Genomic DNA, 26,620 nt, shown 5'->3' on the forward strand with positions numbered 1-26,620 from the left:
TCCGGGGCGCATGGACGACGCCGGGGCGGGTCCTGAGCCGGGCGCCCGCGAGGCGCTGGAGCGGCTGCTGCTCGGCGGCCCCCGGCGCTACACCCGCCTGGACGTCGGCCGGATGGCCGGCATGCCACCGGAGCGGACGCAGCGGCTGTGGCGGGCGCTCGGCTTCCCCGACGCCGCCGACGACGACCCCGCTTTCACCGACGCCGACATCGCCGCGCTGGGCGTCCTCTCGACCCTGATCGACTCCGGCTTCGTCGACACGGAGAGCGAGGCCTCCATCGCCCGGGCGATGGGGCAGTCGCTCTCCCGGTTGGCCGACTGGCAGACCGACATGCTGGCCGACGCGCTGCTGCGCGGGGCGCGGGCCGACGAGGACCCGGCCGCGACCACGGAGCGGGCGGTGGCCGCCGCCCAGGCGCTCCTGCCCCGGCTGCGCGAGGTGCAGGACTACGTCTGGCGCCGGCACCTGGTGGCCAACGTCGACCGCCTGCTGGCCGCGACCGGGCCCGGCGACCGCCGGGAGCTGGCGGTGGGCTTCGCCGACCTCGTCGGCTACACCTCGCGCAGCCGCGGCATGGGTGGCCGCGAGCTCGGCGCGATGGTCGAGGACTTCGAAAGCACCGCCGCCGAGGTGATCGCCCGGCACCACGGCCGGGTGGTGAAGACCGTCGGCGACGGCGTCCTCTTCACCGCGTGGTCGGCGACGGACGCCGCGGACATCGGCCTGGAGCTCCCCGACGCCTGGGCGGCCGACGACCGCCCGCCCCTGCGGGTCGGCGCCGCCTACGGCGCGGTCCTCACCCGGCTCGGCGACGTGTACTCGCCGGTGGTCAACCTCGCCAGCCGGCTGACGTCGCTGGCCCGACCGGGCGCCCTGCTGGTCGACCGGGACCTCGCCGACCGGTTGCGCGCGGTGGGCGACTACCGGGTCCGGCCGCTGCGGCGGGTGTCGGTGCGCGGCTACGACCACCTGCAGCCGTGGCTCGTGCGGCGGGCGAGGGTGGTCGCGGAGGACGCCGGCAGCGGCTACGGGGAGGACGCCTTCGACGTCGACGACGACCCGTCGGCGAGCCGGGACTGAGCGCCTCGCGGGCGCTTGGCAGGCTGCAGGGGTGAGCGCCACCCTCGTCGCCCGCGGACTGGCAGCCGGTCACGGCGCCCGCGTGCTCTTCGCCGACCTCGATCTCGTCGTCGCCCCGGGCGACGTCGTCGGCCTGGTCGGGGTGAACGGCGCCGGCAAGTCGACCCTGCTGCGCACGCTGGCCGGGGAGCTCCCTGCCGAGTCCGGGAGCATCTCCCTCAGCCCGCCGACGGCGACGCTCGGCTACCTGCCGCAGGAGCACGAGCGCCGCCCGGGGGAGACGGTCCTCGCCGCGCTGGCGCGCCGCACCGGTGTCGCCTCGGCGCAGGCGGAGCTCGACGCCGCCACCGAGGCGCTCGCGGCGGGGCAGGCCGGCGCCGACGACGCGTACGGCGACGCCCTGGAGCGCTGGCTGGCCCTGGGCGGGGCCGACCTCGACGAGCGGGCCGCCGAGGTCGTCGCCGAGGTGGCGCCGGGGGTCGCGCTCCACGCGCCGACCACCGGGTTGTCCGGTGGCCAGGCCGCCCGCGTCGGGCTGGCCGCGCTGCTGCTGAGCCGCTACGACGTCCTGCTCCTCGACGAGCCGACCAACGACCTCGACCTCGCCGGCCTGGACCAGCTGGAGCGGTTCGTCGCCGGCTCCCGGTCCGGCGTGGTCGTGGTCAGCCACGACCGCGAGTTCCTCGCCCGCACGGCCACCCGGATCGTCGAGCTGGACCTGGCCCAGCAGCTCGTGCGGGTGCACGACGGCGGTTACGAGGCCTACCTGGTGGAGCGCGAGATCGCCCGGCGGCACGCGCGCGAGGAGTTCGAGGAGTTCGCCGACACGAAGGCCGGGCTCGAGGCGCGCGCGCGGATGCAGCGCAACTGGATGGCCAAGGGCGTCCGCGACGCGGTCAAGAAGTCGAAGGACCCCGACAAGCACATCAAGAACTTCAACCGGGCGTCGGCAGAGAAGCAGGCCGCGAAGGCGAAGCAGACGGAGCGGCTGATCGAGCGGCTCGACGTGGTCGAGGAGCCGCGCAAGGAGTGGGAGCTCCGCATGGAGATCGCCGCCGCCCCCCGCGCGGGGGCCGTCGTGGCGACCCTGCGCGGTGCGGTCGTGCGGAGGGGTCCCTTCACCCTCGGGCCGGTGGACCTCCAGGTGGACTGGGGTGACCGCATCGCCATCACCGGCGCCAACGGCTCCGGCAAGTCGACGCTGCTGGCGGCGCTCCTCGGCCGCCTGCCGCTGGACGAGGGCGCGGCGTCGCTGGGGCCGTCGGTCCGCATCGGCGAGATCGACCAGGCCCGCGGGCGGTTCCTCGGCACCGAGCAGTTGCTGGACGCCTTCGGCGCGGAGGTGCCCGACTGGCCGACGGCGGAGGTGCGCACGTTGCTGGCCAAGTTCGGGCTCACCGCCGACCACGTCACGCGCCCCGCGGTCACCCTCTCGCCGGGGGAGCGGACGCGCGCGGCGCTGGCGCTGCTGCAGGCGCGTGGGATCAACGTCCTCGTGCTCGACGAGCCGACCAACCACCTGGACCTGCCGGCGATCGAGCAGCTGGAGCAGGCGCTCGCCGGCTACTCCGGCACCCTGCTGCTGGTCACCCACGACCGGCGGATGCTCGCCGCCGTCGCCACCGACCGGCTGCTCGAGGTCGACGGCGGACGCGTCACCGAGCGCTGACCCGGGGCCTCAGCCGGCCGGCGCCCCCAGCTCGTCGGCGATGCCGACGGTGTCCATGCCCGACCAGGTGTCGGAGACGTGGTGGGCCAGCACCATGAGGTCGCGCAGCTCGCCGTCGCGGTCGCGGATGTGGTCGCGCAGGAGCGCCTCCCCGGAGAAGCCGAGGTCGCTGAAGAGCGCCAGCGCCGACCCCTGCTCGGCGACGACCTCCACGACCAGCTTGGACAGCCCGGAGGAGACCGCGCCGACCAGCGCCTGCCGGGCCAGCGCACGCCCGAGCCCGCTGCCGCGGCGGGACGGCGCGACGACCAGGCGCACCTCACCCACGTGGTCCGACCAGCCCGGGAGCGGCCGGACGGCGACGTAGCCGGTCACGTCGTCGCCCTCGACCGCCACCCAGCGACCGCCCGACGACTCGCCGCTGGCCCACGAGCGCACCGTCTCGGGGTCGGTGACCTCCTCCTTGATGAACGTCAGGTCACCGGCGGGCAGGTCGCCGAAGAAGCGGAGCAGCGCGTCGCAGCGCTCCGGTCCCAGTTCCACCACCGTCACGTCAGGCCTCCCGGCTGGTCTCGTCGGCGTCGATCGCGTCGCTGCGCCGGCGGACGAAGTCGATGATCGTGGGCACCGTCGTCTTCGCCGCGGTGCGCCCCACCACGAGCCCCATGTGGCCGGCGTCGAGGCACAGCTCGTGCTTGTCGGGGGACCCGACCAGGTCGATCAGCGGCGCCGTCGCGTCCGGCGGCACGATGTGGTCGCGGTTGGCGCGCACGGTCAGGAACGGCACCTGAATGTCGGAGAGGTGAACCGGGTCCCCGCCCACGGAGAGCCGGTCGTTGACCATGCCGTTGGCCCGCACGAGCATCTCCGCCGTCTGCCGTGCCGCGACGCCGGGGAAGGGCACGTGGTCGTCCGACCAGCCGGTCATGGCCTGGTAGGACGCGACGTACTCGTCGTTCCAGAGCCGCTCCCAGAGGGTGACGTACCGGGTGACCTCCGCCGTGGGGGTCAGCGCGCGGAAGCCCTGGACGACGACCGAGGGCGGGACGTTGCCGTCCGGACCGAGGACCGAGCCGACGTCCATGCCCCCGACGGCGAAGATGTCGGCGAGCGGGCCCATGTGCCGGAAGTCCACGGGCGTGGCCAGCACGGTGAGGCTGCGCAGCGGCGCGTCGGGGTGGTGCGCGGCGTAGAGCAGCGCGAGGTTCCCGCCGAAGCAGTAGCCGAACAGGTTGACCTCGTCGGCGCCGGAGAGCTCCAGGACCCGGTCGACCCCGGCGGGGATGTAGTCGTCGGCGTAGTCCTCGAGCCCGTTGCCCGCATCGCGCTCGTCGGGCTCGCCCCAATCGAGCATGTAGACGTCGAAGCCGGCCTCGAGCAGTTGCTCCACGAAGCTGTTGCCCGGCGTCAGGTCGAGGATGTAGCTCTTGCTCACGAGGCTGAAGACGATGAGCAGCGGCGGGCCGTAGCGGACGCCCCCGTAGGTGTCGGGGTCGTTGCGGTAGTGCCAGAGCTGGGTGCGGCCGCGCTGCCAGACGACGTCCTTGGGGGTCTGCCCGACGCCGGGCCGGTCGACGCCGGCGACGAGCTTGATGCCGTTACGGGCGCGCAGGGTGTTGCGCTCGACGTCGCGCCGGACGCGGTCGAGCACCGTCTGCGGGCTGGGCACCGTCGGCATCGCTGTCCTCCGTGGTCGGGGCGGTGGTCGGTCGAGGGCGGTCCGGGCGGGACGCGGAGCTGCGTCGCCGTTCCTTCTCCAGCTGGATGGTCAGCCGGCGCACCTCGCGGTCGAGCGAGCCGATCTGCGCGCGCAGGCGGCTGACGTCGCTGCCGGCGGGCAGGTTGAGCAGGTGCCAGGCGCGGGCGCTGAGCCCCTGCGCCGAGCTGCCCGCCACGGTCTGCGCGCGCCGCAGCAGAGCGGTGGCCAGCGCGAAGTACTCGCTGCGCACCACGTCCTCGGCGCGGGGCGCGATCGCCCGCTCGGCGGCGTCGAAGGCCTGCCGCCACAGCGGCGGCGACGGCGGTGCCTTGCGGGGCGCGGGGGGCTGGCTCATCGGGCCCCCACCTCCTGCGGGATCTCCACGGCGCGGCGCAGGATCTTCCCGGTCGGGCCCTTCGGCAGACTGTCCACCAGCCAGAGGTGGCGGGGGTACTTGTAGGCGGCCACCCGCGCCTTGACGAACTCGCGCAGCTCCTCGACCTCGGCGGTCATGCCGGGCTTGAGGGCGACCGCCGCGGCCACCTCCTCGCCGAGGTCGGGGTGCGCGACCCCCACGACAGCGGCCTCGGCCACCGCCGGGTGCTCGTACAGCGCCTCCTCGATCTCCCGCGGGTAGACGTTGTAGCCGCCGCGGATGATCATCTCCTTCTTGCGGTCGACGATGAAGAAGTAGCCGTCCTCGTCGGTGCGGGCGAGATCGCCGGTGCGGAACCAGCCGTCGGGGATCGCCTTCGCCGTCTCCTCCGGCCGCTCCCAGTAACCGCGCATCACGTTCTCGCCGCGGATGGCGATCTCGCCGACCTCGCCGCCGCCCACCTCGTTGCCGTCGTCGTCGACCAGGCGCATCTCCACACCGCGGATCGGGGTCCCGATCGAGCCGGGCTTGCGCTCCGCGTGCGGGTGGTTGAACGAGGCGACCGGCGAGGTCTCCGACAGACCGTAGCCCTCGAGGATCATGCAACCGAAGCGCTCCTCGAAGGAGCGCATGATCTCGACCGGCATCGCCGAGCCGCCGGAGACGCACAGCCGGAGGCTCGAGAGGTCGTGCCGGTCGGCGTCGGGCTGGTGCAGCATCGCGGCGAACATCGTCGGGACGCCTTCGAAGATGGTGACCCGGTCTCGCTCGATCACCTCCAGCGCCTTCGCGCCGTCGAACCGGGGGACGAGCGTGAGCAGGGAGCCCCGCACGACGGCGGTGTTGAGGCCGCAGGTCAGACCGAAGACGTGGAACAGCGGCAGGCAGCCCATGATCACGTCGTCGGCGGTGTTCTCGGCGAGCGTCTCGGCGGTGGTGAGCGCGTTGCGGCCCATGTTCGCGTGGGTCAGCTCGGCGCCCTTGGGCTGCCCGGTCGTCCCCGAGGTGTAGAGGACGACGGCCAGGTCGTCGTCGGACCGCTCCACCGCCGCGCCGAGCGGCTCGGCGGTCATGAGCTCGTCGGGGGAGGCGGGCCCCACCACGACGGCCTCGGCGCCGACCACGTCCGCCGCCTCGCGCACCGGCCCGGCCGTGCTCTCCAGCGTGACGACGACCCGCGCGCCGGAGTCCTCGAGGAAGTACTGCACCTCCCGCGCCTTGAGCAGCGGGTTCATCGGCACGACGGCGGCACCGGCGAGCAGGGCCCCGTAGAAGACGACCGGGAACGAGAGGACGTTGGGCAGCACCAGCCCGACGCGGTCGCCCGGCCGCACGCCGCGGGCCTGCAGCGAGGCGGCGACGCGGAGCGCGGCGTCGCGGAACCCGCCGTAGGTGAGCTCGGCGTCGTCCATCCGCAGCGCGGGACGGTCGGCGCCCTCGTCGGCGGAGTCGAGCAGGTTCTGCGCGAGGTTGGTCACGGTCGTCCCCCTGGTCCCCGTTGGCTGGACCCGGGGCCCCTACCCGGCTCGATCGGTGATCTACCGCACAGGGCCGATACGGTGGCCCGACAGCCCGCCGAACCCGAGGAGAACCCCGCTCATGCCCGACCGCTCGATCCTCGACCTGTTCCGCCTCGACGACCGCGTCGCCATCGTCACCGGGGCCTCCTCCGGCCTGGGCGCCGTCTTCGCCCGCACCCTGGCCGAGGCCGGCTGCGACGTCGTCCTGGGTGCCCGCCGGGTCGACCGCCTGGCCGAGACCCAGCGTGCGGTGGAGGAGGCCGGGCGGCGGGCGATCAGCGTGGCCACCGACGTCTCCCGGCCCGAGGACTGCCAGGCGCTCGTCGACGCCGCCATGGCCGAGTTCGGCAAGGTCGACGTCCTGGTCAACAACGCCGGGGTCGGCACCGCCGCGCCGGCCACCCGGGAGACGCCCGAGCAGTTCCGGCAGGTCATCGACGTCAACCTCAACGGCTGCTACTGGATGGCGCAGGCCTGCGGCCGGGTCATGCAGCCGGGCAGCTCGATCGTGAACATCTCCAGCGTGCTCGGGCTGACGACGGCCGGCCTGCCGCAGGCCGCCTACGCCGCCAGCAAGGCGGGGCTGATCGGGCTGACCCGCGACCTCGCCCAGCAGTGGACCGGGCGCAAGGGGATACGGGTCAACGCCCTGGCGCCCGGCTTCTTCACCTCCGAGATGACCGACCAGTACCCCGAGGGCTACCTGGAGTCGCAGCTGTCCCGGGTCCTCGTGGGGCGGAAGGGCGAGCCCGAGGAGCTCGCCGCCGCCCTGGTCTTCCTGGTCAGCGACGCGGGCGGCTACGTCACCGGCACGACCATCCCCGTCGAGGGCGGGATGCTCACCAGCTGAGCGAACCGTCGATGGTGGCGCGGTCGGTCCGTGCGATGCGCATCCGCACCCGGCCGGCCTCGTCCGGGACCGGCCGCGCCCCATCGCGCGGAGGGTGCCGTCGACGGGGCTGGCGGCTGCCGCCTGCCGCCGCCGTGGGGGTGGACCAGGACGCCGTCCACCGGGTCGGGGGCGGCGTCGTGATCAGCTCGGAGGCCACGAGCGATGGCCTGCCCCCGGACGGCCCGCCGGGGTGGCCGTGACGCTGGGCGCCCGGCCCCCTCGCTCCGTGGGCAACGGGGTCAGAGGTCCCGGCGCAGGTTCTCGCCGCGGTCCTCGACCGCGCCGTGGCGCATCAGGCTGGCGACGGCCAGCGCGAGGCCGCCCCAGATGACGAGCATCGCCACCACCATCATCGCGATCGCCTCGGCGCTCATCGCCGGCCTCCCTCGTCGTTCCCGGTGACCGGACGGCCTCCGGGGGTCGGTCCCGCGGCAGCGGGGGCGTGCAGCGGCGCCGTCGGATCGGAGCCGGGTGGCGGCCCGTCCAGGTGGGTGCCGGCACGCCACGGCAGCCGGGCGATCAGGAACCCGGCGACGGGCAGCGCCACCACCAGCAGCCAGCCCAGCGACACCAGCAGCCAGGTGGGGTAGTCCCCGTAGGGCGCGTCCAGGTCGTCCCGCAACGCGAGGACGAGCACGATCGCCAGACCCGCCGGGGCGACGACGCTCGTCAGCAGCCGCCAGGCCGTGCCGAGCCTCGGCCGGCCGTGGACGTTGAGGTGGTCGGCGAGCCGGGGCAGGGCCCGGAGCCCCCACGCGACGACCAGCATGCTCAGCAGCGCCACGACGAGGATGCCGTACTGGTTGACGAAGTGGTCGACCACGTCGAGGACGTAGATGCCGCTGGTCGTGCTGAAGAGGACCAGGCTCAGCACCGCGGTGGGCACGACGACCGCGAGGGTCGCGGTGAGCCGGCCGGTGTCCAGCTTGTCGCGGACCGCGGAGATCACCACCTCGATCACGCTGATCAGCGAGGTGATCCCGGCGATCACCAGCGACCCGAAGAACAGGACGCCGAGGAGCGTGCCCCCCGGGGCCTGGCTGATGATCGTCGGGAAGGCGATGAACGCCAGGCCGATCCCGTCGCTGGCGACCTCGTCGACGGCGACCCCGCCGGCCTGGGCCATGAAGCCGAGAGCGGCGAAGACGCCGATGCCGGCGAGCAGTTCGAAGCTGGAGTTCGAGAAGCCGACGACGAGGCCGGAGCCGGTCATGTCCTCGCGGCGGCTCACGTACGAGGCGTAGGTGATCATGATGCCGAAGCCGATCGACAGCGAGAAGAAGATCTGGCCGAACGCGGCGGCCCAGACCGAGGGCACGGCGAGGGCCGACCAGTCGGGTGTGAACAGCGCGTCGAGGCCGGCACCCGCTCCCGGCAGCAGCAGCGCCTGCACCACCAGTGCGGCGAAGGCGAGCACGAGCACCGGGATGAAGACCAGCGAGACCACGCCGATCCCGCGCTGCACGCCGAGCGCCATGACCGCCAGGACGGCCAGCCAGACGAACGCGAGCGGCACGAGCACCCCGGGCACCACGTCCGCGGTGACCTCGACGTCACCGGCCTGCAGGTACTCGCCGAAGAAGAAGCCCTCGGGGTCGGCGCCCCAGGCCTGGTCGAACGAGAAGAAGGTGTAGCTCAGCGCCCAGGCGAGCACCGCCGCGTAGTAGACGGCGATGACGAAGCAGATGGCCACCTGCCACCAGCCGAGCCCCTCGACCCCGCGGCGCAGCCGGGCGAAGGAGAGGGGTGCCGAGCCGCGGTGGCGGTGGCCGATCGCGTAGTCCAGCAGGAGGAAGGGGATGCCGGCGGTCAGCAGCGCGACCAGGTAGGGCACCACGAAGGCGCCGCCGCCGTTCTCGTACGCGACGTAGGGGAACCGCCAGATGTTGCCGAGGCCGACCGCCGAGCCGATGGCCGCCAGGATGAAGACGCGGCGGGAGCTGAAGCCGCCCCGCCGGCTCTCCGCGTGGGCCTGCGCGCCCTCTGCCGTGCTCATCCGACCTCCCGCGCCGTGGTCCGCCGGCCCCGCGAGCACCCCGAGCACCGGACCGCGACGGGCCGTCGATGGAAACGTGCCAGAACTCACGCCATGTCGCACGCCCGGCGGGCACGCTGCGTCCCCCGGATGCGCGACAGGCCCCGTCGGCACCCGGTGAGCGGCCACGGGGCCTGGCATGAGCCGGGGGGCCCGCAGGGGGACCGGGACGCGGCTCGTGGTGGTGCCCCCGGCAGGATTCGAACCTGCGCACCCGCCTCCGGAGGGCGGTGCTCTATCCCCTGAGCTACGGGGGCTCGGTGGTGGGGCAGGGAAGAAACTACCAGCCCCCCGCCGCGGCCCGGGATGCGGCTCCCGGGCCGCGGGTCACGGCTCCGGGAGGGGGGTCCCGCCCCGGGCGGCGAGCATCGCGGTCATCGTCTCGACCTCCGCGCCCTGCGACCGCACCATCGACCGCGCGAGGTCCCGCACGGCCTGCACCTCGGCGTTCTCGGCCGCGTAGGCGGCCATGTCGAAGCCGCCCTGGTGGTGCCGGATCATCAGCCGGAGGAACTCCACGTCGAAGGCGGTGCCCGAGAGGCTCCGCAGCTCCGCGAGCTCGTCGTCGGTGGCCATACCGGGCATCAGCGCGCCCGCGGCCATCTCCGTGCCGGCCATGTCGTGCCCGGCGTGGGCGTCCGCCCCGGCCATCCAGGCCATGGTGTCGCCGCCCGAGACGGGGATGTCCCAGAGCGCCAGCCAGCCCTGCATGCGCCCGGCCTGGTTGGTCTGGGTGGCGGAGATGTCGAACGCCAGCTGCTCGACCTCCGGGTCGTCGCTGCGCTCGGCGACCAGGTTGGCCATCTCGACGCCCTGCAGGTGGTGGCGGGACATGTCCCGGGCGAAGCCGGCGTCGACGGAGTCGGCCGTGGGCTGGGCGTCCCGGCCGATGCCCAGCGCGACGGCCAGCCCCCCGCCGAGGACGAGCAGCCCGACGCCGATGACCGCGAGCAGGGCGGTGCGCAGCGGGCTGTGCCGGGACGCACTGCCTGCGGTCACGAGGTCACCTCCCGGGAGACGGTCCTCACTGGGTGACGGGGGCGTCGTCGCTCTCGAGCGGCGGGTCGGCCAGGAAGGTCGGGCTCTCGCACGTGGCGCCGGGCTCCGGGAAGCTGTCGGCCTTGTAGGTCATGAGGTCGGCGAACTGCTTGATCCGCTCGTCCTCGGCGCTGTCCACCTTCAGCTGCTCGCCCCACGACTGGACGCTGATGGGGGAGTCCTGGCCCTCGTACGGGGAGAGCATGCGGCCGGAGACACCCTCGACCAGCCCGGCGAGGGTCTCGACGTCGGCGTCGGAGACCTCGTCGGGGTTGTAGGTGATCCAGACGGCGCCGTGCTCCAGGCTGTGCACCGCGTTCTCGTGCCGGATGTCGACGTCGTACACCGTGCCGGTGCAGTCGGCCCACAGGTTGGCGTGCTCACCGCCGACCGGCGGGGACTCGGTGTACTCGATCGGGCCGTCGTCGTGCAGGCCGCCCTCGTACTCGAAGGTCTGCGCGCCGGCGATCTCGTCGATCGACTCCACCCGCGAGGCGTCGGCCGCCCGCACCTGCGCCACGGCGTAGGTGATGACCGCCGCGGCGAAGACGACGACGGCCACGGCGGCGGCGATCAGGCCCCAGGGCCGCTGCTGCGCCACGACCTGCGTCGGAGGCCGGGTGCGCCCTCCCGTCGCCCGCCCGCCGGACCGGGTGGCCCCACCGCCGGTGGCTCGGCTCTTGTCGGGCTTGCGGTCCTTGGCCAAGGCCTCTCCTCGTTCACGGGGGCGCGTCCGCGCCGCTGCGGTGGGGGCCGGGCGGGCCCCGCTCACCGGGAGCGAGTCTAGGTCGGCTCCCTGTACGGGAGCTGGGAGCCGGGCGGGGGCGGCGGGTGGCTGCACCGCGATCAGTACGCTCGCCCGGTGACACCGGAGCAGCTCCAGGACCTCGTCCGCACCGCCGTGGCCGCGGTCGTCGAGCGAGGCGCGCTGCCCGTCGAGGTACCTGCGGACGTCGTCGTCGAACGGCCGAAGAACCCCGAGCACGGCGACTACGCGACCAACGTGGCCCTCCGCCTGGCCAAGCCCGCCGGCCGGCCGCCGCGCGAGGTGGCCGGGCTGCTGGCCGAGGAGCTGCGCGCCCACCCGGGGGTCGCGCGGGTCGACATCGCCGGGCCCGGCTTCCTCAACGTCACCCTCGCGCAGGGCGCGCTCGGCAAGATCGCCGTCGACGCCGTCACGGCGGCGGAGGCCTACGGGCGCACCGCCACCCTGGCCGGGCAGCGGCTCAACCTGGAGTTCGTCTCGGCCAACCCCACCGGCCCGGTGCACATCGGCGGCACCCGCTGGGCCGCTGTCGGCGACGCCATCGCCCGGCTGCTCCAGGCCAGCGGCGCCGACGTCACCCGCGAGTACTACCTGAACGACGCCGGGGCGCAGATCGACCGGTTCGCCCGGAGCCTGCTCGCCGCCGCGAACGGCCGCGAGGTGCCCGAGGACGGCTACGCCGGCAGCTACATCGGTGACATCGCGGCGCAGGTCGTGGCCGCCGAGCCGGGCCTGCTCGACCGCCCCGAGGACGAGCAGCTGCCGGTGTTCCGCGCCCGGGGCGTGGAGCTCATGGTCGACGAGATCCGCAGCACGATGGAGGCGTTCGGCGTCCACTTCGACGTCTGGTTCTCCGAGACGTCGCTGCACCGGGCCGGGGCCCTCGAGAAGGCCGTGGCGCGGCTGCGCGAGCAGGGGCACGTGTACGAGTCCGAGGGCGCGGTGTGGCTGCGCACGACGACCTTCGGCGACGACAAGGACCGGGTGCTGGTCAAGGCCGACGGCGAGCCCACCTACTTCGCCGCCGACTGCGCCTACTACCTGGACAAGCGCGAGCGCGGCTTCGACAAGGTCGTGATCATGCTCGGGGCCGACCACTCCGGCTACGTCGGGCGGTACAAGGCCCTGGTGGCCGCCGCCGGTGACGACCCCGCGGTGCACCTGCAGATCCTGCTCGGCCAGCTGGTGAACCTCCTGCGCAACGGCGAGCCGGTGCGGATGAGCAAGCGCGCCGGCACCGTGGTCAACCTGGAGGACCTCGTCGACGCGATCGGCGCGGACGCAGCCCGGTACGCCCTGGCCCGGGCCTCGGTCGACCAGCAGATCGACATCGACATCGACCTCTGGACGCGGAAGACCAACGACAACCCGGTCTTCTACGTCCAGTACGCGCACGCCCGCATCTCGTCGGTGCTGCGCAACGCCGCCGACCTCGGGATCGGGCTGGGCGAGGCCGCCGGCGTCGACGTCGGCGCGCTGGTGCACGAGCGCGAGAACGACCTGCTGCGGGCGATCGGGGAGTTCCCGCGGGTGCTCACCTCGGCCGCCGAGCTGCGCGCCCCGCACCGGGTGGCCCGCTACCTCGAGGAGCTGGCCGGGACCTACCACCGCTTCTACGACGCCTGCCGGGTGCTGCCCCGCGGCGACGAGGAGACCACGCCGCTCACCACCGCCCGGCTCTGGCTGTGCGCCGCGACCGCGGTGGTGCTCCGCAACGGCCTCGGGGTCCTCGGTGTGACCGCGCCGGAGCGGATGTGAGGGCGCACCCCGCGGGGCCGCTGCACGGCACGATCACCCCGCCCACGGCCGCCGGAGCCCCGCCGGAGGAGCTCGGGGCGCTCGACCCGCACGTCTGGCCGCGTTCGGCCACCCGCGTGGACGGTGAGCTCCACCTGGGCGGCCGCGCGGTGACCGACCTGGCGCGCGCGCACGGCACCCCGTTGTTCGTGCTCGACGAGGAGGACTTCCGCGGACGGGCCGCGGAGTTCGCCCTGGCCTTCGCCGACGCCGACGTGCACTACGCCTCCAAGGCGTTCCTCTGCGGCCAGGTGGCCCGGTGGATCGCCGACGACGGCCTGCACCTGGACGCGTGCAGCGGCAACGAGCTGGCCCTCGCACTGGCGGCCGGGTTCCCGGCGGAGCGGATCGCGCTGCACGGCAACAACAAGTCGCTCGTCGAGCTGCAGCTGGCCGTCGACTCGGGCATCGGCCACGTCGTGCTGGACTCCTTCGACGAGATCGAGCGGCTCGTCCCGATGGCCGAGAAGCGGGTCGCCGACGGCGGGTCGCCGGTGCCGGTGCTCATCCGCGCGACCGTGGGCATCGAGGCGCACACCCACGAGTTCATCGCCACCGCGCACGAGGACCAGAAGTTCGGCTTCTCGCTGGCCACCGGTGACGCGCTGACCGCCGCCGTGCGGGTCATCCGCGAGCCCGCGTTGCGGCTGGCCGGGCTGCACAGCCACATCGGCTCGCAGATCTTCGACACGGCCGGCTTCGAGGCCGCCGCGCACCGCGTCGTCGGGCTCCTGGGCCAGGTGCACCAGGCCACCGGGGAGGTGCTGCCCGAGCTCAACCTGGGCGGCGGCTTCGGCATTGCCTACCTGTCCGAGGACGACCCGGTGAGCCCGGCGGACGTCGCCACGCGGCTGCGCGCCGTCGTCGCCGCCGAGTGCGCGCAGCTGGGCCTGCCCGTGCCGCGCCTGGCGGTCGAGCCCGGCCGCGCCATCGCCGGGCCGGGCACGGTGACGCTCTACGAGATCGGCACGATCAAGCCGGTGCGGCTGGGCGCCAGCGGTGCGCCCGGCACCCCGATGGTGCGCAACTACGTCTCGGTCGACGGCGGGATGAGCGACAACATCCGCACCGCCCTCTACGACGCCGCCTACACCTGCGTGCTGGCCAACCGCGTCTCCCAGGCCCCGCCGGCGCTGTGCCGGGTCGTCGGCAAGCACTGCGAGAGCGGCGACATCCTGGTGCGCGACCTGTGGCTGCCCTCGGACGTGCAGCCGGGCGACCTGCTCGCCGTCGCCGCCACCGGCGCCTACTGCTGGTCGATGGCGAGCAACTACAACTACCTGCTCAAGCCCCCGGTGGTCGCCGTCCGGGACGGCGCCGCCAGGGAGATCGTGCGACGGCAGACCCTGTCGGACGTGTTCGCCCTCGACGCGGTCCTCGCCGACCGACCCGCCCCCTCGCCGGCCATCGACCAGCCGGCGCCCGAGCACCCCGCGGGAGCGACCTCGTGAACCGACCCCTCAAGGTGGCGCTGCTCGGCTGCGGCACCGTCGGCAGCGCGGTGCTGCGCGCGCTGCAGGAGCAGGCCGACGACCTCGGCGCCCGCGTCGGCCGCGCCGTGGAGGTGGCGGGCGTCGCCGTCCGCCGCCCGGACCACCACCCGGACGTGCCCCCGGACCTGCTCACCACCGACGCGCACGCCCTGGTCACCCGGGACGACGTCGACCTCGTCGTCGAGGTGATCGGCGGCATCGAGCCCGCACGGTCCCTGATGCTCGCCGCCTTCGAGACGGGCAAGTCGGTGGTCAGCGCCAACAAGGCGCTGCTCGCCGAGGACGGCGTGGCCCTGCACGCGGCGGCGGCCAAGGCCGGTGTGGACCTGTACTACGAGGCGGCCGTCGCCGGGGCGATCCCGATCCTGCGCCCGCTCCGCGAGTCGCTGGTCGGCGACCAGCTGTCCCGCATCGTGGGCATCGTCAACGGCACCACCAACTACATCCTGTCGCGGATGGCCGAGACCGGCGCCGGCTTCGGCGAGGCCCTGGCCGAGGCCACGGAGCTGGGGTACGCCGAGGCCGACCCCACCGCCGACGTCGACGGCTTCGACGCCGCCGCCAAGGCCGCCATCCTCGCCTCCCTGGCGTTCCACACGCCGGTCTCGGCTGCCGACGTGCACCGGGAGGGCATCTCCACGGTGACCGCCACCGACGTCGCCCGGGCCGCGGAGATCGGCTGCACGGTGAAGCTGCTGGCCATCTGCGAGCGGGTGGACGGGAACGGGGACGGCGACTCGGTCTCCGTGCGGGTGCACCCGGCGATGATCCCGACGACCCACCCGCTGGCGTCGGTCGGCGGGGCCTTCAACGCCGTCTTCGTCGAGGCCGAGGCCGCCGGGCAGCTGATGTTCTACGGCCAGGGCGCCGGGGGGGAACCCACCGCGAGCGCCGTCCTGGGCGACCTGGTGGCGGTCGCCCGCAATCGGGTGGCCGGCGCCGCCGGGCAGGGCCCCACGGGCTACGCCGACCTCGCCGTCCGGCCCATGGCCGAGACCCCGACGCGGTACCACGTGAGCCTCGACGTCGCCGACAAGCCCGGTGTGCTCGCCGCCGTCGCGCAGGAGTTCGCGCAGCACGGCGTGAGCATCTCCACGGTCCGCCAGACCGGCCGCGGCGACGCCGCCACGCTGGTCATCGTGACCCACAGCGCCCCGGACGCGGCGCTGTCGGCCACCATTGCCGCACTGCGGGAGATGCCCGCCGTCCGGGGAGTCACCAGCGTGCTGCGCGTGGAGGGTCTGCAATGACGGTCTCGTCGGTCGTGTCCCCGGGCTGGCCCGGCCTCATCGAGGCCTACCGGTCCCGCCTGCCGGTCTCGGACACCACCCCGGTGGTCACGCTGCAGGAGGGCGCCACCCCGCTGGTGCCCGCGCGGGAGCTCTCCCGGCGCACCGGCTGCGAGGTCTACCTCAAGGTCGAGGGCGCCAACCCGACCGGGTCGTTCAAGGACCGCGGCATGACGATGGCCATCACCAAGGCCCTGGAGGAGGGTGCGCAGGCGGTCATCTGCGCCTCCACCGGGAACACCAGCGCCAGCGCCGCGGCCTACGCCGCCCGCGCAGGCATGACCTGCGCCGTCCTCGTCCCCCAGGGCAAGATCGCGATGGGCAAGCTGGCCCAGGCGCTCGTGCACGGCGCCAAGCTGCTGCAGGTCGACGGCAACTTCGACGACTGCCTCGCGCTGGCCAGCAAGCTGGCCATCGACTACCCGGTCAGCCTGGTCAACAGCGTGAACCAGTTCCGCATCGAGGGGCAGAAGACCGCCTCGTTCGAGATCGTCGACGTGCTCGGCGACGCCCCCGACGTGCACTGCCTCCCCGTGGGCAACGCCGGCAACATCACCGCCTACTGGCAGGGCTACCGCGAGTACGCCGCCGACGGCACCGCCTCGCGCACCCCGCGCATGTTCGGCTTCCAGGCCGCCGGCGCCGCCCCGATCGTCAGCGGTCAGGTGGTGGAGAACCCGAGCACGATCGCCACCGCCATCCGCATCGGCAACCCCGCGTCCTGGACCAAGGCGCTCGCCGCCCGCGACGAGTCGGGCGGGCGCATCGACGCGGTCACCGACCGGGCGATCCTCTCGGCCTACCGGCTGCTGGCCCGCAGCGAGGCGGTCTTCGTCGAGCCGGCCTCGGCGGCCTCGGTCGCCGGCCTGCTGCAGGTCGCCGACGCCGGCGAGCTCGAGCCCGGCCAGCGGATCGTCTGCACCGTCACGGGAAACGGCCTCAAGGACCCGGAGTGGGCGATCTCCGGCGCGCCGGCGCCGCTGACCATCCCGGTCGACGCGGCCGCGGCCGCAGCGCAGCTCGGCCTGTGACCGGGGTCGTCCGGATCCGGGTCCCCGCCACGAGCGCCAACCTGGGCCCTGCCTTCGACTGCGCCGGGCTCGCGCTCGCGTGCCACGACGTCCTCGAGTTCTCGCTGGTCGAACGCGGGTCGACGGAGATCGTCGTGCGCGGGGAGGGCGCCGGCACGCTGGCCGCCGACGAGTCGCACCTGGTGGCGCGGGCCTTCCGTGCCGGGGCCGCGGAACTGGGGTGGGACGCTCCGGGGCTTCGCATCGAGGCGGACAACGGCATCCCCCAGGGGCGCGGGATGGGGTCCTCGGCGGCCGCGGTCATCGCCGGGCTCCTCGCCGCCTGGTCGCTGTGCCCCGACGTCGATGCGATCGACGGCGACGCGGTCCTGCGGCTCGCCGACGCCCTGGAAGGGCATCCCGACAACGTCGCCCCGTGCCTCCTGGGCGGTGCCACCCTCTCGTGGTCGACGGCGGGTGGTGCCCGGGCCGACCGGCTGGACGTGTCCGACGAGGTGCTCGCGGTGGTGGTCGTGCCGGAGACCGTGCTCCCCACCCACGTGGCCCGCACCCTCCTGCCGGAGTCGGTGCCCCACGGCGACGCCGCCTTCAACGCCGGTCGCGCCGCTCTCCTGGTGCACGCGCTCACCCGGGAGCCGGGGCTGCTCCTCGAGGCCACCGAGGACCGGCTGCACCAGCGGCAGCGCGCCGCGGCGATGCCGGAGTCGCTGGCCCTGGTCGACCGGCTGCGCGACGCGGGCCACGCGGCCGTCGTCTCCGGGGCCGGTCCGAGCGTCCTCGTGCTGACGCGACGGCATCCCGACGACCCGTCCGGTGACCTCGCCGCCGCGGTGCGGGTGCGGGAGGTCGCTGGCCTGGTGCCGGCCGGCTGGCGCGTGCTCCCGCTGCCGATCGACCAGGGCGGGGCCCGGGTGCTGCCCGCCCGCCAGGTATCGTCTCGGTAACGGGGAACACGCCGAGATCATCCGGTGTTGTCGTGTCCGTGAGCTGCGACTAGGCTCACGGCGTAGCCGCCCACTCGGGCGAGCCTCGCGCGGGGCCGAAGCAGATGTCCGAACCTCTTCGCCGCTGATCCGCCTCGCACCTCTCGACCTGTCTCCTGACGCGCATCCGCCCTCCGGGCCGGTCCGCCGGGGACCGGGCACCCCCTGCGCTGAGACGCGCAGGTCACCGCAGGGAAGGACCTGTACGTGAGCGAAACCACCGACCTCGGCCGGAACGGCGCGCCCGATGCCGCCGCAACCGCCGAGGGCACTGCCGCTTCTGGGCAGGCTGGGCGTCCCCGCCGCCGCGGCAACGGGCTGTCGGGCATGCTCCTGCCCGAACTCCAGCGCCTGGCCGGCGAGCTGGGCATCCCCGGCACCGGCCGGATGCGCAAGAGCGACCTGGTCGCGGCCATCTCCGAACGCCAGGTGGGCGCCGGCTCCGAGGGTGGCGCACCCGCGCCGCGCGCGGAGAACGGCTCCACCGGGGGCGCCGAGGCCGCGCGCGGCGTCGCCGCGTCGGCCGCACCCCTCGAGGCGCCCGTCAGCGGGGGCGCGAACGGCGGCCCGCTGACCGGTGAGGCACCCGTGCGCACCCGCCGGGCGGCGAGCCGACCGGCCGGCTCGCCGGGCGCCGCCACCGAGAGCACTCCGGCGGCGGCCGCCGCCCCGGCTGAGGCCCCTGCCCAGGAGCAGGCCCCCGCGCAGGAGCAGGCCCCCGCGCAGGACACCGCCCCCGCCGAGCCGCGCGAGGACGAGCAGCGCGGTGGCGACCGGCCGCAGCGCGGCCGCGACCGCAACCGCAACCGCGGTGAGCGGGACGGCAACCGTGACGGCGGCGAGCGCGCCGAGCGGGGCACCCCGCGCGACGGCGGCGAGCGCACCGACCGCAGCGGGACCCAGGACGGCGGCGAACGCGCCGAGCGGGGGAACCGCGACGGCGGCGCCCGTGACGGGGCCGGCCGTGACGGCAACCGCGGCCCCGACCGGGACCGCAACGACCGCGGCGGCCGTCCGGACAACCGGAACGACAACCGCACCGACAACCGCACCGACGGCGGTCGGAACGACCGCCCCGCCGAGGAGGACGACGACGACTTCGAGGGCGGCCGCGGCCGCCGGGGGCGTCGCTACCGCGACCGCAACAAGCGGGGCGGGAACACCCGGGACCGCTTCGAGCCGAGCGAGCCGACCGTCAGCGAGGACGACGTCCTGCTGCCCGTCGCCGGCATCCTCGACGTCCTGGACAACTACGCCTTCGTCCGCACCTCGGGCTACCTGACCGGGCCGAACGACGTCTACGTGTCGCTGTCGCAGGTGCGCCGCTACGGCCTGCGCCGCGGTGACGCCATCACGGGCGCCGTCCGGCAGCCGCGCGAGGGCGAGCGCAAGGACAAGTACAACGCACTCGTCCGCCTCGACACGGTCAACGGCCTGGACCCCGAGCAGGCGCGCAACCGGCCGGAGTTCACCAAGCTGACCCCGCTCTACCCGCAGGACCGCCTGCGGCTGGAGACCGAGTCGCACCTGCTGACCACCCGCGTCATCGACCTGGTCATGCCGATCGGCAAGGGGCAGCGCGCGCTCATCGTCAGCCCGCCCAAGGCCGGCAAGACGATGGTGCTGCAGTCGATCGCCAACGCGATCACGACGAACAACCCCGAGTGCCACCTCATGGTCGTCCTCGTCGACGAGCGCCCCGAAGAGGTCACCGACATGCAGCGCTCGGTGAAGGGCGAGGTCATCGCCTCGACCTTCGACCGGCCGCCGGCCGATCACACCACGGTCGCCGAGCTCTCCATCGAGCGGGCCAAGCGCCTGGTCGAGATGGGCCACGACGTCGTCGTCCTGCTGGACTCGATCACCCGCCTGGGCCGCGCCTACAACCTGGCGGCCCCCGCCAGCGGGCGCATCCTCTCCGGCGGTGTCGACTCCACGGCGCTGTACCCGCCCAAGCGCTTCCTCGGCGCGGCCCGCAACATCGAGAACGGGGGCTCGCTCACGATCATCGCCTCGGCGCTGGTCGAGACCGGTTCCACGATGGACACGGTGATCTTCGAGGAGTTCAAGGGCACCGGGAACGCGGAGATCAAGCTGGACCGCCGGCTGGCGGACAAGCGGGTCTTCCCGGCCGTCGACGTCAACGCGTCGGGCACGCGCAAGGAGGAGATCCTCATGTCGCCCGACGAGTTGGCCATCGTCATCAAGCTGCGCCGGGTGCTCGCCGCGCTCGAGCCGCAGCAGGCGCTGGAACTTCTGCTCGACAAGCTGAAGAAGACCCGCAACAACGTCGAGTTCCTCATGCAGATCCAGAAGACGACGCTGGGCCCCGGCCAGGACTAGGAGGACCCCGCTGCCCCGGCCCTCGCTGTCCCCCGCCAGCGGGAGGTGCCCCCAGCTCGGGCCGGGACCCTGCAGCGGGGCCGTTCCAGCCCCTCATCGGGGGCCGTTCCAGCACCTCCCGACCGATCTGGGAGACTGGTCGGCCGAGGCCCGCTGGCGCGGCCGGAAATAGTCGTCCGGCCCCCGGCGTTCTGACCGACTGAACGACACAGACTTCGTAGAAGAGGCAGCAGCCATGAAGCCCGACATCCACCCGGCCTACAACGTCACCACCGTGACCTGCGGCTGCGGCAACACCTTCACGACCCGCAGCACCGCCCCGAACGGTCAGCTGACCGTCGAGACCTGCTCCGCCTGCCACCCCTTCTACACCGGCAAGCAGCGCATCCTCGACACCGGCGGCCGCGTCGCCCGCTTCGAGAAGCGGTTCGGCAAGCGCAGCACGGGCGCCTCGACCGACGCCCAGTAGCACCCCCGACGGCGCCCGTCCCACCCTCGCGGTGGGGCGGGCGCCGTCGTCATGTCCGGCCCCGAAGCCCCGCAGGAGAGAGCGATGAGCAGCACCGAGACGTCGGCGCCCGACCGGCTGGCCGGGCTGCTCGCCGAGCACGCCCGCCTGGAGCAGGAGCTGGCCGACCCCGCCGTGCATGCAGACCAGGCGCGCGCCCGCCGCATGGGTCGCCGCTACGCCCAGCTGGCGCCGCTGGTGGAGACCGCGCGGGCGCTCGACCAGGCCCGGGACGACCTCAGCGCCGCCCGGGAGCTCGCCGCGGAGGACGCCTCCTTCGCCGCGGAGGCCACCGCGCTCGAGCAGCGGATCGCCGAGCTGACCGACCGGCTCCGCGAGCAGCTGCTGCCCAAGGACCCCGACGACGACAAGGACGTCATCCTCGAGATCAAGGCCGGGGAGGGCGGCGCGGAATCCGCCCTCTTCGCCGGCGACCTGCTGCGCATGTACCTGCGCTACGCCGAGCGGCGCGGCTGGGCGACGGAGGTCCTCGACGCCGTCGACGCCGAGCTCGGTGGGTACAAGGACGTCGCCGTCGCGATCAAGTCGCGCACCGACGAGGGGATCTGGTCGCGGCTGAAGTTCGAGGGCGGCGTGCACCGGGTGCAGCGGGTGCCGGCGACGGAGAGCCAGGGCCGCATCCACACGTCGGCCGCCGGCGTCCTGGTGCTCCCCGAGGCCGAGGAGGTCGACGTCACCGTCGACCCGAACGACCTGCGGATCGACGTCTTCCGCTCGTCCGGGCCGGGCGGGCAGAGCGTCAACACGACCGACTCGGCCGTCCGCATCACCCACCTGCCCAGCGGCATCGTCGTCAGCTCGCAGAACGAGAAGAGCCAGCTGCAGAACCGCGAGTCGGCGCTGCGCGTGCTCCGTTCCCGGTTGCTGGCCGCCGCCCGCGAGGAGGCCGCGGCGACCGCGAGCGACCAGCGGCGCAGCCAGGTCCGCACGGTGGACCGCAGCGAGCGGGTGCGCACCTACAACTTCCCGGAGAACCGGATCTCCGACCACCGCGTCGGCTACAAGTCGCACAACCTCGACCAGGTGCTGGACGGCGAGCTCGACGGCGTCATCGACGCGCTGGTCGCCGCGCACACCGCCGAGCTGCTGGCGGCCGGCTCCTGATCGCGCGGCTCCTCCTGAGGGGGGCGGTCACCCGCCTCGCCGAGGCCGGCGTCGAGAGCCCGCGGGTGGACGCCGAGCTCCTGCTGGCCCACGCCCTCGGCGTCCCGCGCGCCCGGCTGCTCACCCTCGACGTGGTCGACGACGCGGCCGCCACCCGGTTCGAGCAGCTGGTCGCCCAGCGCGCCGACCGGGTGCCGCTGCAGCACCTCACCGGCCGCGCCCCCTTCCGGTACCTGGAGCTGGCGGTAGGCCCGGGGGTGTTCGTGCCCCGCCCGGAGACCGAGCAGCTGGCGGGCTGGGCCCTCGAGCGGCTGGCCGGCATCGCGGAGCCCGTCGTGGTCGACCTCGGCTCGGGCTCCGGGGCCATCGCGCTCTCCCTCGCGCACGAGCACCCCGGGGCGCGGGTGACGGCGGTGGAGCGCGATCCCGGCGCCATCGAGTGGACCCGGCACAACGCGGCCGCCCGCGCCGCCGCGGGGGACACCCCGGTCGACGTCGTCGCGGGCGACATGACCGACCCGGCGCTGCTGCGGGAGCTCGACGGCGGCGTCGACCTCGTGGTCAGCAACCCGCCCTACGTGCCCGACGGCGCCCGGGTGCCCCGCGAGGTCGCCGACCACGATCCGCCGCTCGCGCTCTGGGGCGGACCGGACGGGCTGGACGTCGTGCGCGGGCTGCTGGTGACCGCCGCCCGGCTGCTGCGACCCGGCGGCGGCCTGGGCATCGAGCACGCCGACCAGCAGGGGGAGTCCCTGCCCGCCGTCGTCCGCGCGCACGGCGGGTTCACCGCTGTCGACGACCACCGGGACCTCGCCGGACGACCCCGCTACACCACCGCCCGCCGCTGCGGTTGAGCCCTGCGGAAGACTGCTCCTCCGTGGCCGACTTCTACGACTGCTCCGACGCCGAGACGCGCGCCGCCGGACTCGACGCCGCGGCGGCGGCGATCGGCCGGGGTGAGCTGGTGCTGCTCCCGACCGACACCGTCTACGGCGTGGCCGCCGACGCCTTCTCGCCCGCCGCGGTCGCCCGCCTGCTGGAGGCCAAGAACCGCGGCCGGGCGATGCCGGTGCCGGTGCTCGTCGGCGAGGCCTCGACGCTGGCCGGCCTCGTCCTGCAGACCCCTGCGGTCGCGACGCAACTCGCGCAGGAGTTCTGGCCCGGCGGCCTCACCCTCGTGGTCGAGCACGCGCCGTCGCTGGCCTGGGACCTCGGCGACGCGCAGGGCACGGTGGCCGTCCGGCTGCCCGACGACGAGCTGGCCCGCGACCTGCTGCGCCGTACCGGGCCGCTGGCGGTCTCGAGCGCCAACCGATCCGGGCGGCAGGCGGCGACCACCGCGGAGCAGGCGGTGCAGCAGCTCGGTATGCATGCCGCCGTCGTCCTGGACGGCGGCCCGCGCACGAGCTCGGCGGCGAGCACCATCGTCGACTGCACCGGGCGCCCACCGCGGGTGCTCCGGGTGGGTGCCGTGCCGGTCGAGCGGCTCCGCGAGGTCGTCCCCGAGCTCAGCGACTGACGAAGGACCCCGTCCTCCCACCGTCCGCACGCTCAGGGCGGGCTCCGGGACGGGGCTGCTCCTCGGGTCCCCTCTCCGCCCGGCCCGGAGCGATACCGTGGGCCCCTGACCGCCGCGCGCCCGGACACGGGTACCGCGGGCGCCCGCACGGATCTGGAGCGCGACGAGATGAGCACGCCCTACTGGGGACCGGACTTCGCGGCCCTCGCCGCCTTCGATCCCGACATCGCCGGCGTGGTCACCGGGGAGCTCGACCGGCTGCGCGGCGGGCTGCAGCTGATCGCCAGCGAGAACTTCACGAGCCCCGCCGTCCTCGCCGCGCTGGGCAGCACGCTGTCGAACAAGTACGCCGAGGGGTACCCGGGCCGGCGCTACTACGGCGGCTGCGAGGTCGTCGACCGCGCCGAGGAGATCGGCATCGAGCGGGCCAAGGAGCTCTTCGGCGCGGAGCACGCCAACCTCCAGCCGCACTCCGGGGCGAACGCCAACCTGGCCGCCTACGGCGCCTTCCTCTCGCCGGGCGACACCTTCCTGGGCATGGCGCTGCCGCACGGCGGCCACCTCACGCACGGCACGAAGGTGAGCTTCAGCGGCAAGTGGTTCCAGGCCGTGCAGTACGGCGTCGACCCGCGGACCGAGCACATCGACTACGACCAGGTGCGCGACCTCGCCCGCGAGCACCGGCCCAAGCTCATCGTCGCCGGGGGGTCGGCCATCCCGCGGCTGATCGACTTCGCCGCCTTCCGCCGGATCGCCGACGAGGTGGGCGCGATCTTCATGGTCGACGCCGCGCACTTCATCGGCCTGGTCGCCGGCAAGGCGATCCCGAGCCCCGTGCCGCACGCCGACGTGGTCACCTTCACCACGCACAAGGTCCTGCGCGGCCCGCGCGGTGGGGCGATCGTCTGCAGGGCCGAGCACGCCAAGGCCATCGACAAGGCCACCTTCCCGATGATGCAGGGCGGCCCGCTCATGCACGCCGTCGCCGCCAAGGCGGTGAACTTCAAGGAGTGCCTCCAGCCGGAGTACCAGGACTACGCCCGCCAGGTCGTCGCCAACGCGCAGGCGCTGACCGAGGGGCTGGCCGCCGAGGGGCTGCGGCCGGTCGCCGGCGGCACGGACACCCACCTCGCCCTGCTCGACCTGCAGGGGACCGGCGTGACCGGTGCCGACGCCGAGAAGCGGTGCGACGCCGCGGGCATCGTGCTCAACAAGAACGCGATCCCGTTCGACCCCCAACCGGCCTCCGTGGCCTCCGGCATCCGGGTCGGCAGCCCCGCCGTCACCACCCAGGGCATGGCCGAGCCGGAGATGCGGTCGATCGCCTCGCTCATCGGCGCCGCCATCCGCGACGCCGACGGCAGCCGCACCGCCGAGGTCGCCGCGGCCGTCCGCGACCTGGTGTCCGCGCACCCCGCTTACCCCCACCCGACCCGGCCGACTGCCCACCCCCAGCCGGCGCGGACCGCCTGATCCCGTGCGCGAGTACGTCGTCGTCCTGCTCACCGCCGCGCTGGTCACCTTCCTGGCCACGCCGGTGGTGCGGATGATGGCGATCCGGCTGCGGATGATGGCCGCGCCGCGGGAGCGCGACGTGCACGTCATCCCGACCCCGCGGGGAGGCGGCGTCGCCATGTACCTGGGGGTGGTCGCGGCCGTCCTGGTGGCCTCCCGGCTGCCCGCCCTGCAGCGGACGTTCGACGACACGCAGGTCTACGCGGTGCTGGTCGCCGGCGGGCTCATCTGCCTGCTGGGGGTGCTCGACGACAAGTGGGGCCTGGACGCGCTGACGAAACTCACCGGGCAGATCGCCGCGGCCGGCGTCATGGCGCTGCTCGGGGTCCAGCTGGCGTTCCTGTTCCTCCCGGTCGCCGACATCGGGACGGTCTCGCTCGGCCCGGACGTCGGCGTGCCGCTGACCATCCTGCTGACCGTGTTCGCGGTCAACGCGCTCAACTTCATCGACGGGCTCGACGGGCTGGCCGCCGGCGTCTCGGCGATCGCCGCCCTGGCCTTCTTCGCCTACAGCTTCCACCTGGGGCTCACCGGCTACGTGGCCACCGCCAGCGCCCCGGCGCTGATCACCGCTGTCCTCGCCGGAGCCTGCTTGGGCTTCCTGCCGCACAACTTCAGCCCGGCGCGGATCTTCATGGGCGACTCGGGCTCCATGCTCGTCGGGCTCATGCTCTCGGCCGCCGCGGTGACCGCGACCGGGGGAGTGGACGCCCAGACCTTCGACTCGGCGGCCAGCCTGCTGCCGCTGACGCTGCCGCTGCTCGTGCCGATCGCGATCCTGTTCATCCCGTTCACCGACCTGGTGCTGGCCGTCGTCCGGCGGACGAGGAAGGGGCAGTCCCCGTTCTCGCCGGACAAGATGCACCTGCACCACCGGCTGCTCTCCATCGGGCACTCGCACAAGCGCGCGGTCCTGGTCATGTACTTCTGGGCGGCGCTGCTCTCCTTCGGCGCGGTGGGGTTCTCGATCACCGGCGGGCGGGTCGAGCTCGTCGTGGCGGTCGGGGTGCTGCTCGTCGTCGGTGTCGTCGTGGTGCTCAGCCCGCGGGCACGCCGGGCGGCGCGGGAGGCGCGCGCCGCGGAGCTGGAGGCGCAGCGCCTGCGCAGCCGCGCCGACCACCCCACGGCGCGGGGGCACCGCACCGGGAGCCAGGAGCCGGCGCCGCCGCCTGCGGGTGCCGAGCGCGTCCCGCTCTGACCGGGCCCCGTGCCGGTAGGGCGGCAGGGTCCTTCCAGGTACCGTGAGGCGTGCATTCGCAAGGAGAACCGGCCACGAGACCCGATCCCTACGGCGCCATGCTCCGCGGTGGGCTGGTCCCCGCGACCGTCGTCGGAGTCGTCGCGTTCGCCGTCTTCACGGCGGTCGACGGCGCGCTCGGCGCGGCGGGCAGCGCCCTGGCCGTCGCCGTCGTCCTGGTGAGCACCGTCTCCACCCTGGTGCTCCTGCGCAGGATGGCCGGCCTCGACCCGCGCGTGGTCTTCATGGGTGCCCTCGTCGGCTACTTCTTCAAGGTCATGCTGCTCGGGGTCTTCCTCGTGCTGTTCCGCGACGCGGAGTGGCTCTCCCCGATCGCCTTCGCCGTCACCGCGATCGTCGTGTCGCTGGCCGGCACCATCGGTGAGGTCGTCGCCTTCACCCGGGTCAAGACCTACATCTACGACGAGCCGGGGGCGGCGTCCGGGGCGGCGCGTTGACCGAGCCCGGCGGCACCGAGCGGCCGGCGCCGGTCCACCACCAGATGGTGGCGGGCGCCCACCTGCGCGAGGCGTGGGACGCGCTCGGCATGCTCCTGTCCGGCGTGCTGGTCTTCGGGCTGCCGGCGTGGTGGCTCAGCGAGGCCATCGACCAGGTCTGGGTGCTGCCCGTGGCCCTCGTCCTGGGGATGGCCGCTTCGATCTCCGCGATCTGGGTCCGCTACGCTCACCACGGCCCGTGAGGCG

At 74.1% G+C, this 26,620-nt stretch carries 25 protein-coding genes and 1 tRNA gene; 17 read left to right on the plus strand and 9 right to left on the minus strand.

Annotated elements, in window-relative coordinates; all coding sequences use genetic code 11:
• The first annotated feature begins 10 nt into the window (after positions 1 to 10).
• Both ACI792_RS07970 and ACI792_RS07975 read left to right on the plus strand, forming a co-directional pair.
• Complete coding sequence (locus tag ACI792_RS07970; RefSeq protein ID WP_456602123.1) at positions 11 to 1,081, plus strand: adenylate/guanylate cyclase domain-containing protein; 1,071 nt, start codon at positions 11 to 13, stop codon at positions 1,079 to 1,081.
• A gap of 31 nt (positions 1,082 to 1,112) precedes the next feature.
• On the plus strand, positions 1,113 to 2,750 hold the full coding sequence (locus tag ACI792_RS07975; protein WP_456602124.1) for an ABC-F family ATP-binding cassette domain-containing protein: 1,638 nt from the start codon (positions 1,113 to 1,115) through the stop codon (positions 2,748 to 2,750).
• Positions 2,751 to 2,759: 9 nt separating this feature from the next.
• Here ACI792_RS07975 and ACI792_RS07980 read toward each other — a convergent pair whose 3' ends face one another.
• Genes ACI792_RS07980 through ACI792_RS07995 form a run of 4 tightly spaced genes read right to left on the minus strand, consistent with a single transcriptional unit; the run spans position 2,760 to position 6,303 of the window.
• Entirely contained in the window at positions 2,760 to 3,302 is a 543-nt protein-coding gene (locus ACI792_RS07980; RefSeq protein ID WP_456602125.1) for an N-acetyltransferase family protein, read from the minus strand.
• 1 nt (position 3,303) lies between these two features.
• A complete protein-coding gene (locus ACI792_RS07985; RefSeq protein WP_456602126.1) occupies positions 3,304 to 4,428 on the minus strand; it encodes an alpha/beta fold hydrolase in 1,125 nt (374 codons plus the stop codon).
• Positions 4,349 to 4,804 (minus strand): hypothetical protein, encoded by a 456-nt coding sequence (locus tag ACI792_RS07990; protein ID WP_456602127.1) that lies wholly within the window; start codon positions 4,802 to 4,804, stop codon positions 4,349 to 4,351. The genes ACI792_RS07985 and ACI792_RS07990 overlap by 80 nt, the downstream gene beginning before the upstream one ends.
• A complete protein-coding gene (locus tag ACI792_RS07995) occupies positions 4,801 to 6,303 on the minus strand; it encodes a long-chain-fatty-acid--CoA ligase (RefSeq protein WP_456602128.1) in 1,503 nt (500 codons plus the stop codon). Before ACI792_RS07995 ends, ACI792_RS07990 begins: the two co-directional genes overlap by 4 nt.
• Positions 6,304 to 6,424: 121 nt before the next feature.
• On the opposite strand from ACI792_RS07995, the gene ACI792_RS08000 reads away from it, so the two are divergent.
• Entirely contained in the window at positions 6,425 to 7,195 is a 771-nt protein-coding gene (locus ACI792_RS08000) for an SDR family NAD(P)-dependent oxidoreductase (protein WP_456579183.1), read from the plus strand.
• A gap of 281 nt (positions 7,196 to 7,476) precedes the next feature.
• Here the strand turns inward: ACI792_RS08000 and ACI792_RS08005 are convergent, their stop codons facing one another.
• The 5 genes from ACI792_RS08005 to ACI792_RS08025 form a co-directional block, all read right to left on the minus strand.
• Positions 7,477 to 7,611, minus strand: coding sequence for a methionine/alanine import family NSS transporter small subunit (locus ACI792_RS08005; protein WP_456579182.1), 135 nt, complete (start codon positions 7,609 to 7,611; stop codon positions 7,477 to 7,479).
• Positions 7,608 to 9,233, minus strand: a complete 1,626-nt coding sequence (locus ACI792_RS08010) for a sodium-dependent transporter (protein WP_456602129.1) — start codon at positions 9,231 to 9,233, stop codon at positions 7,608 to 7,610. Before ACI792_RS08010 ends, ACI792_RS08005 begins: the two co-directional genes overlap by 4 nt.
• A 221-nt stretch (positions 9,234 to 9,454) precedes the next feature.
• Positions 9,455 to 9,529: transfer RNA gene (locus ACI792_RS08015), tRNA-Arg, on the minus strand.
• A 70-nt stretch (positions 9,530 to 9,599) separates the two neighbouring features.
• Entirely contained in the window at positions 9,600 to 10,271 is a 672-nt protein-coding gene (locus ACI792_RS08020; protein ID WP_456602130.1) for a DUF305 domain-containing protein, read from the minus strand.
• A gap of 25 nt (positions 10,272 to 10,296) precedes the next feature.
• A complete protein-coding gene (locus ACI792_RS08025; RefSeq protein ID WP_456602131.1) occupies positions 10,297 to 11,016 on the minus strand; it encodes a DUF3105 domain-containing protein in 720 nt (239 codons plus the stop codon).
• A gap of 156 nt (positions 11,017 to 11,172) precedes the next feature.
• On the opposite strand from ACI792_RS08025, the gene argS reads away from it, so the two are divergent.
• The 14 genes from argS (at position 11,173) to ACI792_RS08095 (ending at position 26,616) form a co-directional block, all read left to right on the plus strand.
• A complete protein-coding gene (argS, locus tag ACI792_RS08030; protein ID WP_456602132.1) occupies positions 11,173 to 12,834 on the plus strand; it encodes an arginine--tRNA ligase in 1,662 nt (553 codons plus the stop codon).
• Positions 12,831 to 14,324 carry a diaminopimelate decarboxylase gene (gene lysA / locus ACI792_RS08035; protein WP_456602133.1) on the plus strand — a complete coding sequence of 498 codons (1,494 nt, stop codon included), beginning with the start codon at positions 12,831 to 12,833 and terminating at the stop codon, positions 14,322 to 14,324. The genes argS and lysA overlap by 4 nt, the downstream gene beginning before the upstream one ends.
• The gene (locus ACI792_RS08040; RefSeq protein WP_456602134.1) at positions 14,321 to 15,616 is read left to right on the plus strand and encodes a homoserine dehydrogenase; all 1,296 of its coding nucleotides are present in this window, start codon (positions 14,321 to 14,323) and stop codon (positions 15,614 to 15,616) included. Before lysA ends, ACI792_RS08040 begins: the two co-directional genes overlap by 4 nt.
• Positions 15,613 to 16,686 carry a threonine synthase gene (thrC, locus tag ACI792_RS08045; RefSeq protein ID WP_456579175.1) on the plus strand — a complete coding sequence of 358 codons (1,074 nt, stop codon included), beginning with the start codon at positions 15,613 to 15,615 and terminating at the stop codon, positions 16,684 to 16,686. The genes ACI792_RS08040 and thrC overlap by 4 nt, the downstream gene beginning before the upstream one ends.
• Positions 16,683 to 17,630 (plus strand): homoserine kinase, encoded by a 948-nt coding sequence (gene thrB, locus ACI792_RS08050; protein ID WP_456602135.1) that lies wholly within the window; start codon positions 16,683 to 16,685, stop codon positions 17,628 to 17,630. The genes thrC and thrB overlap by 4 nt, the downstream gene beginning before the upstream one ends.
• A 246-nt stretch (positions 17,631 to 17,876) precedes the next feature.
• On the plus strand, positions 17,877 to 20,012 hold the full coding sequence (gene rho / locus ACI792_RS08055; protein ID WP_456602136.1) for a transcription termination factor Rho: 2,136 nt from the start codon (positions 17,877 to 17,879) through the stop codon (positions 20,010 to 20,012).
• A gap of 235 nt (positions 20,013 to 20,247) precedes the next feature.
• Entirely contained in the window at positions 20,248 to 20,481 is a 234-nt protein-coding gene (gene rpmE, locus ACI792_RS08060) for a 50S ribosomal protein L31 (RefSeq protein WP_456579172.1), read from the plus strand.
• A gap of 84 nt (positions 20,482 to 20,565) precedes the next feature.
• Positions 20,566 to 21,645, plus strand: coding sequence for a peptide chain release factor 1 (gene prfA, locus ACI792_RS08065; RefSeq protein WP_456579171.1), 1,080 nt, complete (start codon positions 20,566 to 20,568; stop codon positions 21,643 to 21,645).
• Positions 21,646 to 21,659: 14 nt separating this feature from the next.
• Positions 21,660 to 22,499: a peptide chain release factor N(5)-glutamine methyltransferase gene (gene prmC, locus ACI792_RS08070; protein WP_456602205.1), complete on the plus strand. Its 840-nt coding sequence runs from the start codon at positions 21,660 to 21,662 to the stop codon at positions 22,497 to 22,499.
• A 23-nt stretch (positions 22,500 to 22,522) separates the two neighbouring features.
• Positions 22,523 to 23,164, plus strand: a complete 642-nt coding sequence (locus tag ACI792_RS08075) for an L-threonylcarbamoyladenylate synthase (protein ID WP_456602137.1) — start codon at positions 22,523 to 22,525, stop codon at positions 23,162 to 23,164.
• Positions 23,165 to 23,332: 168 nt separating this feature from the next.
• A complete protein-coding gene (locus ACI792_RS08080) occupies positions 23,333 to 24,637 on the plus strand; it encodes a serine hydroxymethyltransferase (protein ID WP_456602138.1) in 1,305 nt (434 codons plus the stop codon).
• Between the two features lie 4 nt (positions 24,638 to 24,641).
• Positions 24,642 to 25,877, plus strand: a complete 1,236-nt coding sequence (locus tag ACI792_RS08085) for a glycosyltransferase family 4 protein (RefSeq protein WP_456602139.1) — start codon at positions 24,642 to 24,644, stop codon at positions 25,875 to 25,877.
• Positions 25,878 to 25,927: 50 nt separating this feature from the next.
• Positions 25,928 to 26,374, plus strand: a complete 447-nt coding sequence (locus ACI792_RS08090) for a hypothetical protein (protein WP_456602140.1) — start codon at positions 25,928 to 25,930, stop codon at positions 26,372 to 26,374.
• Positions 26,371 to 26,616, plus strand: a complete 246-nt coding sequence (locus ACI792_RS08095; protein WP_456579166.1) for a hypothetical protein — start codon at positions 26,371 to 26,373, stop codon at positions 26,614 to 26,616. The genes ACI792_RS08090 and ACI792_RS08095 overlap by 4 nt, the downstream gene beginning before the upstream one ends.
• Positions 26,617 to 26,620: the final 4 nt, after the last annotated feature.

It is taken from the genome of Blastococcus sp. SYSU DS0669, assembly GCF_054050895.1.